Origin of the sequence: Cyanobium sp. BA20m-p-22 (assembly GCF_024346275.1) — a bacterium.
Lineage (GTDB): Bacteria > Cyanobacteriota > Cyanobacteriia > PCC-6307 > Cyanobiaceae > Cyanobium_A.
The window spans coordinates 1-8,042 of sequence record NZ_JAGQCQ010000164.1; the positions used below are offsets into that span (position 1 = coordinate 1).

Annotated in this window: 11 protein-coding genes and 1 pseudogene; 4 read left to right on the top strand and 8 right to left on the bottom strand. The window is 65.9% G+C overall.

Translation table 11 applies throughout. The features are described 5' to 3' along the window. From KBZ15_RS13735 to KBZ15_RS13750, 4 genes and pseudogenes are all read right to left on the bottom strand, one after another. Window positions 1-592, bottom strand: a pseudogene (locus tag KBZ15_RS13735) (hypothetical protein); the annotation flags it as partial. A 195-nt stretch (window positions 593-787) separates the two neighbouring features. Continuing rightward, a complete protein-coding gene (locus KBZ15_RS13740; protein WP_255015783.1) occupies window positions 788-1,387 on the bottom strand; it encodes a superoxide dismutase in 600 nt (199 codons plus the stop codon). Between the two features lie 54 nt (window positions 1,388-1,441). Further along, window positions 1,442-2,038 carry an FKBP-type peptidyl-prolyl cis-trans isomerase gene (locus KBZ15_RS13745; RefSeq protein ID WP_255015784.1) on the bottom strand — a complete coding sequence of 199 codons (597 nt, stop codon included), beginning with the start codon at window positions 2,036-2,038 and terminating at the stop codon, window positions 1,442-1,444. A gap of 35 nt (window positions 2,039-2,073) precedes the next feature. Further along, complete coding sequence (locus tag KBZ15_RS13750; RefSeq protein ID WP_255015785.1) at window positions 2,074-2,430, bottom strand: phasin family protein; 357 nt, start codon at window positions 2,428-2,430, stop codon at window positions 2,074-2,076. A 48-nt stretch (window positions 2,431-2,478) separates the two neighbouring features. On the opposite strand from KBZ15_RS13750, the gene lnt reads away from it, so the two are divergent. After that, window positions 2,479-3,960, top strand: a complete 1,482-nt coding sequence (gene lnt / locus KBZ15_RS13755; RefSeq protein WP_255015786.1) for an apolipoprotein N-acyltransferase — start codon at window positions 2,479-2,481, stop codon at window positions 3,958-3,960. Here the strand turns inward: lnt and KBZ15_RS13760 are convergent. The 3 genes from KBZ15_RS13760 to KBZ15_RS13770 are packed head-to-tail and all read right to left on the bottom strand — an operon-like array spanning window position 3,881 to window position 5,048. After that, window positions 3,881-4,384 (bottom strand): CrcB family protein, encoded by a 504-nt coding sequence (locus tag KBZ15_RS13760; RefSeq protein WP_255015787.1) that lies wholly within the window; start codon window positions 4,382-4,384, stop codon window positions 3,881-3,883. The two genes, lnt and KBZ15_RS13760, sit on opposite strands and share 80 nt — an antisense overlap. Continuing rightward, on the bottom strand, window positions 4,381-4,770 hold the full coding sequence (locus tag KBZ15_RS13765) for a CrcB family protein (protein WP_254930206.1): 390 nt from the start codon (window positions 4,768-4,770) through the stop codon (window positions 4,381-4,383). Before KBZ15_RS13765 ends, KBZ15_RS13760 begins: the two co-directional genes overlap by 4 nt. A gap of 32 nt (window positions 4,771-4,802) precedes the next feature. Continuing rightward, window positions 4,803-5,048, bottom strand: coding sequence for a DUF2811 domain-containing protein (locus tag KBZ15_RS13770; RefSeq protein ID WP_197151237.1), 246 nt, complete (start codon window positions 5,046-5,048; stop codon window positions 4,803-4,805). Window positions 5,049-5,452: 404 nt separating this feature from the next. On the opposite strand from KBZ15_RS13770, the gene KBZ15_RS13775 reads away from it, so the two are divergent. Beyond that, window positions 5,453-5,596, top strand: a complete 144-nt coding sequence (locus KBZ15_RS13775; RefSeq protein ID WP_255015788.1) for a chlorophyll a/b-binding protein — start codon at window positions 5,453-5,455, stop codon at window positions 5,594-5,596. A gap of 73 nt (window positions 5,597-5,669) precedes the next feature. Here the strand turns inward: KBZ15_RS13775 and KBZ15_RS13780 are convergent, their stop codons facing one another. Further along, a complete protein-coding gene (locus KBZ15_RS13780) occupies window positions 5,670-6,335 on the bottom strand; it encodes a class I SAM-dependent methyltransferase (protein ID WP_255015789.1) in 666 nt (221 codons plus the stop codon). A gap of 92 nt (window positions 6,336-6,427) precedes the next feature. Here KBZ15_RS13780 and KBZ15_RS13785 point away from each other — a divergent pair, with 92 nt between their 5' ends. Continuing rightward, window positions 6,428-7,381, top strand: coding sequence for an orange carotenoid-binding protein (locus tag KBZ15_RS13785; RefSeq protein ID WP_255015790.1), 954 nt, complete (start codon window positions 6,428-6,430; stop codon window positions 7,379-7,381). Next, window positions 7,378-8,042 (top strand): fatty acid desaturase (locus tag KBZ15_RS13790; RefSeq protein ID WP_255015791.1); only part of this gene is annotated, 665 nt, incomplete at its 3' end. The genes KBZ15_RS13785 and KBZ15_RS13790, both read left to right, overlap by 4 nt.

Here is an 8,042-nt window from a genome sequence, read left to right on the forward strand (position 1 = left end):
TGATGTCGGAAACCGTGTATTGCCCCTTCGGCCCGAGGACACTTAGATCTTGCTGGGCACCCTGGTCACCATGTCGCGAATGACGCCTGCGGTGAGGGATGCGTGGTGATCCAGCTGGCCGCTGGCGTTCTTCGGCGCCGCCCAGCGGCTCCAGCGGTAGGGCTCCTCCAGGATGGGTGTACAGGTGCGGCCCTCCAGGGCGGCCACCGGCGGCCTTGTCGTCTTCGAGCCCGTCGAGGTACTTGAGGAACAGCAGCCAGGAGGTCTGCTCGGTGTAGTCGAGCTCGGTGCCGCAGCCGGCCTCCTTGCGCAGGCAGTCGTCGATGGCGCGGAACGCCTGCTCTAAGGAGCTGGGGGTGGTGCTGCTGGAGGTGGCGGCGCGGGAACCGTTGGGGGCGCGGGTGCGGGGAGCCGACGAGCCATCAGCCAGGGCCACCGAGCCGCCACGGCACCGGCCGGGCACGATCAGCCGGCGGCTCAGCAGCTCGGCTTTGACGGCGTTGTAGGTGGCCTCATCCCACTCGAGCACTTCGCCGCAGGCGGCCGTTGCCGGCGGAGCCCCCCAGGGCCGCCAGGGCTCCCAAGAATTCATCCCGCAGAGGGCTGTTGTCGGCGGTGAAGGACAACGGAGGGGCTTGTGATGACGCCCACCCTGCCACTTGATCCGCAGCTGCGGCAAGGTAGCTGTTGTCGTTTTGGTAGCCATGCGTTGGCTGCATCAAAAAGCCCCCGGTTTGGCGCCGGGGGCTGGGCTCGCAGTAAGGCGGTGATGTCAGATGGGTGCGACTCAGGCTGTGGCCAGGTTGGCTGCTACGAAGTCCCAGTTCACCAGCTTCTCGAGGTAGGTGGTCATGTAATCGGGGCGGCGATTCTGGTAGTCGAGGTAGTAGGCGTGCTCCCACACATCCATGGTGAGCAGAGCCTTCTGGCCGTGGGCCAGGGGCAGGTCGGCGTTGGCGGTCTTGGTGACCTTCAGGGTGCCGCCATCGAGCACAAGCCAGGCCCAGCCGCTGCCGAACTGGGTGGCACCGGCAGCCTTGAACTGCTCAACGAAGGCTTCGAAACTGCCGAAGTCTGCGTTGATCTTCTCGGCTAGGGCGCCGCTGGGCTGGCCGCCGCCACCGGGTTTCATGCACTGCCAATAGAAGCTGTGGTTCCAAACCTGGGCGGCGTTGTTGAACACGCCGGCCTTGCCAGCGTCACCGGCCACGGCGGTGATCGTGTCTTCCAGGCTCTTGGCCTCGAGATCCGTGCCTGCCACCAGATTGTTCAAGTTGGTCACGTAGGCGGCATGGTGCTTGCCGTGGTGAAACTCGAGGGTGGAGCGGGAGATGTTGGGCTCGAGCGCATCGAGGCCGTAGGGCAGCGCTGGCAGCGTATGGGCCATGGATGGGGAGAAGGCAAAGCCGGAATCCCCATCCTAACGATCGACTCTTGGGGCTCAGCCGCCGATGCGCACCAGCTCCACCTCGAAGGTGAGGGTGGCGTTCGGCGGGATCACGCCGCCGGCGCCCCGCTCGCCGTAGGCCAGGTCGGGAGGAATCACCAGCTTGCGCTTGCCGCCGACTTTCATGCCGGCCACGCCCTCATCCCAGCCCTGGATGACCCGGCCAGCGCCAAGGGGGAAGGAAAAGGGGCCGCGGCCGTAGCTGCTGTCAAATTCGGTGCCGTTGGCCAGGGTGCCCCGGTAATTCACCACGACCGTTTGCCCGCTAGTGGCCTCGGCCCCATCTCCCACCACCAGATCTGTGATGCGAAGGCCACTGGCGCTGGTGCGCTCCTTGGGGGCGTTGAGCTCGCCGCCCAGGCCGGCGGCCTGGGCGATGTCGTTGTCGGTGGCCATGGCAAAGAGGGTGGGGTTGGGGTCGTCAGGATCCAGTTCCAGGCGGCTGTTGCCGATCGCAGGGCGCGATTCGGGGGCAGCCAAAAATCCTGGGGCAGGGGCCGCGTTCACCGTGGTGGGGTTGACCAGCTGGCTCACTAGGGCCAGCAGCAGACAGGCCACGCACACGGCGGAGCTGATCAAAATGTCGCGCATGGGAAGCTGCGGATCAGCCCGATTCTGCCGTCTGATCAGTCGGGAATGTCCAGTTCGGATGCTCCCTCAGCTCCCGAACGCTGGCGCAGGCCCCGCTCCAGCCGGTCAATGCGGCCCCGCAGTTCATCGAGTTCCTTCTGGCGGGCCAGGCCCAGGTCCTGCAGGAGTTGGTCCTTGTTGCGTTCCAGCTGGCGCTCGGCCTGCTGCTCGAGCTCGGGGGTTTCGCCGCGCAGGGCCTTGAGCACGTCTTCAACTAGGGCAGGGGCCTGGCTGGGGTCGAGCTTGCCGCTGCGCACCCACGCCTGGGTGACCGTACGCAGCCGCTCTGACACCAGGGAGGTGGTGCCCAGGCCGCGCAGCAGCAATTGTTGGAGCGGGTTATTCGGATCCATGGCGGCAACATTCCTGGCTAAGCCTGGCCCTTCCTAAAGTCTGCTGCTATGGGCAATAACCGTCTAGGCCGGTGGTGGCTGGCCGGAGCAGCGGGTCTGCTCGCCGGTCTGGCCCTTCCCCCCCTGGGCCTGCCGCCATTGCTATGGCTGGCTTTGCTGCCGCTTTGGGCCCTGCCGGGCCTGGCCCATGGGGTTTGGGGTGGGGCCCTCTGGGGCGCGGCGGCGGTGCTGGTGAGTCACCGCTGGTTGCTGGGCCTCCATCCCCTCGACTGGATCGGTGTGCCGGCCCGCCTGAGCCTGCCCCTGGCCTGGCTGCTCCTGCTCAGTTGTGCGGCGGCCGCCTCCCTGTTGGTGGCCCTTTGGGTGGGGTTGGCACGCCGCCTCAATCCCCGCCGCTTCAGCAGTGCCCTGGTGCTCAGCGGCCTCTGGGGGCTGGTGGAGGTGTTGCTGGCCAAGGGGCCTTTGTTCTGGCTGGGCGTGGGGGCGGTAGCCCTGCCCGGCGACCGGGCCCTGGCCGGGCTGGCCAGCCTGGGGGGCATGGGCCTACTGGCGATGGTCCAGCTGCTTTTGGGCTGGTGCCTGTGGCGCTGCTGCAGTGGGCCCGACCGGGCGGGCTGGATCGCGGCCAGCGCCGCTGCGGTGTTGATCAGCCATGGCCTGGGTGCGGCTGCCCTGCTGGCGCTTCCCCTGGCGCCCAAGGCAGGCCCTGGGCCCGGTGATGGCCGCAAGGTTGAACGGGTGCTGGTGCTGCAGCCGGCCATCCCTACCCGCCAGAAGTTCCAGTGGGTTCAACAGGTGCGCCTGCAGCAGCGCTTGGCGACTGCCCTGGCTGAGGCAGCGCAGCGCAGGGTGGATCTGGTGCTCTTGCCCGAGGGCGCCCTCGGGCTGGAGCCTGAGCTCTCTCCCCAGCCAGCGGTCGAGCTGATCGGGGGGGGCTTCCGCTGGCAAGAGGTGGCGGCCGAACCGCAACAACGCAGTGCCCTGCTGCGATTTGCTCCTGGGGAGGCCCGGGCCAGCAGCTGGTTGGACAAGCACCGGCTGGTGCCCCTGGGCGAATGGGTGCCCTTCGCGGGCGTGGGGCGCTGGAGCGGCCTCTCCGCCGTGGGTGGCCTCCAGCCCGGAGCTGCATCGAGGCTGTTGCCCAGGCCGGCGGGTCCCATCGCCGGGGCCATCTGTTACGAGCTCTCCGATGGCGCTGCCCTGGCGACGGCCGTGCGCAACGGGGGCGGCTGGTTGCTAGCCAGTGCCAATCTGGATCCCTACCCGGCGATGCTCCAGCAGCAGTTCCAGGCCCTAGCCCAGCTGCGGGCGATTGAAACGGGGCGCTGGCTGGTGAGCGCGGCCAATACGGGGCCGAGCCTGTTGGTGAATGCCCGCGGCAAGGTCATCGCCGCCCTGCCAGCTGGCCGAGCCGCCAGCGGCGTATTCGAGCTGCCGCGTCTGCGCTCACTCACCCCCTACGACCGATGGGGGGAGGGCCCCCTTTTGTTGGGGCTGGCGGCGGCGGCAGTTTTGCGCTGGCGGCAGTGATCCAGCTGCTGCCGATGGCGTAACCCAGGGCCACCAGCGCCAGCCCGCCGCAGAGGCTCGCCAGCAGTACCAGCCCTGCTGCCCAGATATGGCCGGCCAGCAGGGCCCGGGCCAGCTGCAGCATCCAGGAGGAGAAGGTGGTGAGCGATCCGCAAAAGCCAATACCGGCCCACAACATCAGCCGTTTGCGCCGGTTTGCCTGGGCAAGCACCACGCCGATTAACAGGCAGCCCACCATGTTGGCGACGAAGTCGGCCGCCACCAGGCCGCGCAGGCCACCCACCCCGGCGGTGCCAATACCTTCAAGGCGCCAACGCAGCAGGGCGCCGGGGATGGCGCCAGCAGCCACCAGGCCCAGATCGCGCAGGTCGCCGTGCAGGCTCCGCGCTGGGATCCCACCTATTCCATCCTTTATCCCACTCATGCTCCTGCTCCCAAGGAGAGGCCCAGCAGCATCGCCAACAGGCCGCCGGCCACCGATCCGCCAGCCAGCACGGCCGCTTCGCGCCAGTTACGGGACCTCAACTCATGGCGCAGTTCGGCGCTGAAGGTGGAGAAGGTGCTGAAGCTGCCTAGGAACCCCGTGCCCAGCAGCAGCAGCAGCCGGCGAGATCCCTCGCCGCAGCTCTGCTCCAGGCCCACCATCAGGCCTAGGGCAAAACAGGCAATGACGTTGACGCCGAAGGTCCCCCAGTGTCTTCGGGGCAACACCGGCTCGAGATGATCTACTACCCGGAAGCGCAACCAGGCCCCGGGAACGGCCCCGATGGCCACCAATAGTGCTTCTCCCCCCGGGGTCCCTGCGGCCATGGACGTGCGTCAATGCTAGGGAAGTCTCGGTGTCAGCGCTCGCTTTGGCAGGCCGAGGGGTCCTGGCGGCGGAACAGGCCATCGAGATAGTGGCGGGCGACGGCCCGATCGGGGCAACCCTGTTGGAACAGGAAGCCGGCCAGGGCTGCCTGCATCAGTCGGTATTGGTCCCACTGGGGGTGGATCCGCACGAACTCACGCATGGCGTCGTAGAGGTCCTCGGGAAACTGGTTCTCGACGGAAACGGAGCTGGGTGCGTGATCTGGGATCTGAAGCATGGAGCCAGTGACTGGAGCTCCATCACCCCACGGCACCGCCGGATCCGTCAAAGGTGGCTCCAGGGGGTGGGTCTGGTAAGACCCGCAGGGTCCCCATCCTGTTGTTGGGCTTTCTGGTGCCAGGGCTTGGGGCCGGAAGTCGTTCAAGCGGTGCCGTCAAGGGGGGCGGCCTTTTCCCCTGGGCCGCCGAAGCAGGCCTGCTGCAGAAGCCGATCCGCCACCGCTGCCCTGGGGAAAAGCCAGGCTGGAGCTGGGGAGAAGGGTGTCGAGGTGGGGAAAAGCCCATTGCTCAGCAGTGGTGATCAATCCCAGGGCCGCTGGCGGCAGAGGCTTATGGACCGCTGGGCGACCCTTGCTTCAAGATCTGTTACAGTCTCTTCAAGTTTCGTAACCAACGAAAAATCATGTCTGATTCCACCACCCGTTTCGGTTTCGTTGCCTTCGCTGAAACCTGGAATGGTCGCTTGGCCATGCTCGGCTTCGTCATCGGCCTCGGCACTGAAGTCCTTACCGGCCAAGGCATCCTCGGCCAACTAGGTCTGGGCTGAATTAGCCCGACCTAAGCCCTAATTGAGGCCTGGTTGAGCCCCGGCGGGTATCCCGCTGGGGCTTTTGCTTGGCTCAGCTTTTTGTGGCTATCAGGGCAAAAAACGGATCTCCTTTGCCGCCGATCCACCCCAGAGGGCCCGGCGCCCGGGTTTCCTCCGCAACCTGCAGCGGCCTGGGCCAGCCCTGGGCCAGGAGCACTCGCTCTACATAGGCCAGGTGGTCCCTGTCGCTGCCATCAGCCCAGATCTGGGGAGCCTTCTGAAAGAACATCCGGTTGCTGAAGGCCACGATCAGCTCTCCGCGGGGACGTACCACCCGCAGCAGCTCGCTGGCTATGGCTTCCGGATGTTGCAGGTACTGCCAGCCGGCCACTATCAGCGCCACATCCACGCTGTCATCGGGCAAGGGCAGGTTCAGGTCGGTATTGAGGTTCTGCAGCCAGTGGCGATCAAGCCTGGGGTTGGCTGCCAGCTCCTGGGCGTTGAGCCCATGGCCAATCACCTGCTCGTAGCTGACATCATCCGGCAGATGGCTGACCCAGCTGCTCATCAGATCGAGCACCACTGCGCAGGCGGGAATGCGCTGGCGGTAGAGCAGGGTCAGCCGTTGGCGGAAGCTGGCATCAAGGTGCTGTACGAAGCGGGGTTCGGCGTAGAAGAGGGCGTCGTCGGAGCGGTCGAGCTTGTCGCGCTCGGCCTCACTCAGCACCGGCACGGGGGCAGGACTGGGCGGAGTCATGGGGCGGGTCGGCTTATGGGAGGCGGATTATCGAACCGCTCGCCAAGGAGCTAGAGTCTGCAAAGTTCCTTAACAATTGGGATTGAAAGCGCATGTTCACGCTTGAGAAGGCCACCCAGATCTTCCCAGAGACTATGTCGGCCGACGTGGTGCCGGCGATCACAGCCCGCTTCCGGCTGCTGAACGCAGAAGACCAACTGGCCCTGATCTGGTATGCCTATCTCGAGATGGGCAACACCATCACCGTGGCTGCCCCCGGTGCCGCTCGAATGCAGTTTGCCGAACCGGTGCTCAACCAGATCAAGGAGATGTCCTTCAGTGAACAGAGCCAGGTCATGTGTGACCTCGCCAACCGCGCCGACACCGCCGTCAGCCGCACCTACGCCTGCTGGTCGGTGAACATCAAGCTGGGCTTCTGGTATCAGCTGGGTGAGTGGATGGCAGCGGGTCTGGTCGCCCCGATCCCTGACGGCTACCAGCTTTCGGCCAACGCATCGGCCGTCCTGAGCTCCGTCAAGGGTGTCGACCAGGGGCAGCAGATCACCCTTTTGCGCAATTTCGTGGTGGACATGGGCTACGACCCCGCCAAGGGCGAGGGTCAGAGGGTGATGGAGCCGATTGCCGCTCCCACCCCGGAGGCCCAGCGCAAGAAGGTGTTCATCGAGGGGGTGATCAACCCCACTGTGAACAGCTACATGGATCTGCTCAATGCCAACGACTTCGAAAATCTGATCGAGCTGTTCCTGCCCGACGGTGCCCTGCAGCCCCCCTTCCAGAAGCCGATCGTCGGCCGCGACAACGTACTGCGCTTCTTCACTGAAGACTGCCAGAATCTCAGCCTGCTGCCCGAGCGGGGTTTCGCCGAGCCCACCGAGGGCAACTTCACCCAGATCAAGGTCACCGGCAAGGTGCAAACCCCTTGGTTCGGTGCCGGCATCGGCATGAATGTGGCCTGGCGCTTCCTGCTCAACCCCGACGGCAAGATTTATTTCGTGGCGATCGACCTGCTGGCATCTCCCGCCGAGCTGCTCAAGTTTGGCCGTTGAGCAACCCGAGCCGCACTGGGCTTCTGCTCGCTGCTGGGCTGATGCTGGGCTGGCTGGCCTCCCTGGTCGGCCTGCTCAGTCTCGATCTGGGCCAGGTCTCCTGGCTGGCCCTGGCCGCTGCCCTGGTGGGCCGCACCGTGCTGCAAACGGGACTGTTCATCGTTGGCCATGACGCCATGCATGGGGTGCTCCTGACCGGGGGGGGCAAGTGGAACGATCGGATCGGGGCCCTTGCTTTGGCCTGTTATGCGGCGCTGCCCTATGGACCCTGCCGGCATAACCACCGAAGCCATCACCAGGCGCCGGCCAGTGCGGAGGATCCCGATTTCCATGCCGACCCCCATGCGGGGGTGTGGGGCTGGTATGGCCGTTTCATGGCCGGCTATCTCACCCCCTGGCAAATGACGCGCCTGCTGGGCGGCTGGGTGCTGCTGGCCCTGATCGCCTCAGCCTTCAGTCCCACCGGCTGGATCAACGTGCTGCTGTTCTGTCCCCTGCCCCTGCTGCTCAGTTCGCTGCAGCTTTTCTTGATAGGCACCTACCTGCCCCATCGCGGCCAGCGGGCTCCCCTCTGTCGTGCCAGGCCAGACAGCCTGAACCTGCCCAGTTGGCTTTCCCTGCTGGCCTGTTTCCACTTCGGCTATCACCGCGAGCACCACGA

Bases quoted from the DNA above. Each gene is read 5' to 3' on its own strand.
- KBZ15_RS13745 (WP_255015784.1), bottom strand. From the start codon at position 2,038: ATGCGCGACATTTTGATCAGCTCCGCCGTGTGCGTGGCCTGTCTGCTG.
- KBZ15_RS13750 (WP_255015785.1), bottom strand. From the start codon at position 2,430: ATGGATCCGAATAACCCGCTCCAACAATTGCTGCTGCGCGGCCTGGGC.
- KBZ15_RS13775 (WP_255015788.1), top strand. From the start codon at position 5,453: ATGTCTGATTCCACCACCCGTTTCGGTTTCGTTGCCTTCGCTGAAACC.
- KBZ15_RS13765 (WP_254930206.1), bottom strand. From the start codon at position 4,770: ATGGCCGCAGGGACCCCGGGGGGAGAAGCACTATTGGTGGCCATCGGG.
- lnt (WP_255015786.1), top strand. From the start codon at position 2,479: ATGGGCAATAACCGTCTAGGCCGGTGGTGGCTGGCCGGAGCAGCGGGT.
- KBZ15_RS13740 (WP_255015783.1), bottom strand. From the start codon at position 1,387: ATGGCCCATACGCTGCCAGCGCTGCCCTACGGCCTCGATGCGCTCGAG.
- KBZ15_RS13770 (WP_197151237.1), bottom strand. From the start codon at position 5,048: ATGCTTCAGATCCCAGATCACGCACCCAGCTCCGTTTCCGTCGAGAAC.
- KBZ15_RS13785 (WP_255015790.1), top strand. From the start codon at position 6,428: ATGTTCACGCTTGAGAAGGCCACCCAGATCTTCCCAGAGACTATGTCG.
- KBZ15_RS13780 (WP_255015789.1), bottom strand. From the start codon at position 6,335: ATGACTCCGCCCAGTCCTGCCCCCGTGCCGGTGCTGAGTGAGGCCGAG.
- KBZ15_RS13760 (WP_255015787.1), bottom strand. From the start codon at position 4,384: ATGAGTGGGATAAAGGATGGAATAGGTGGGATCCCAGCGCGGAGCCTG.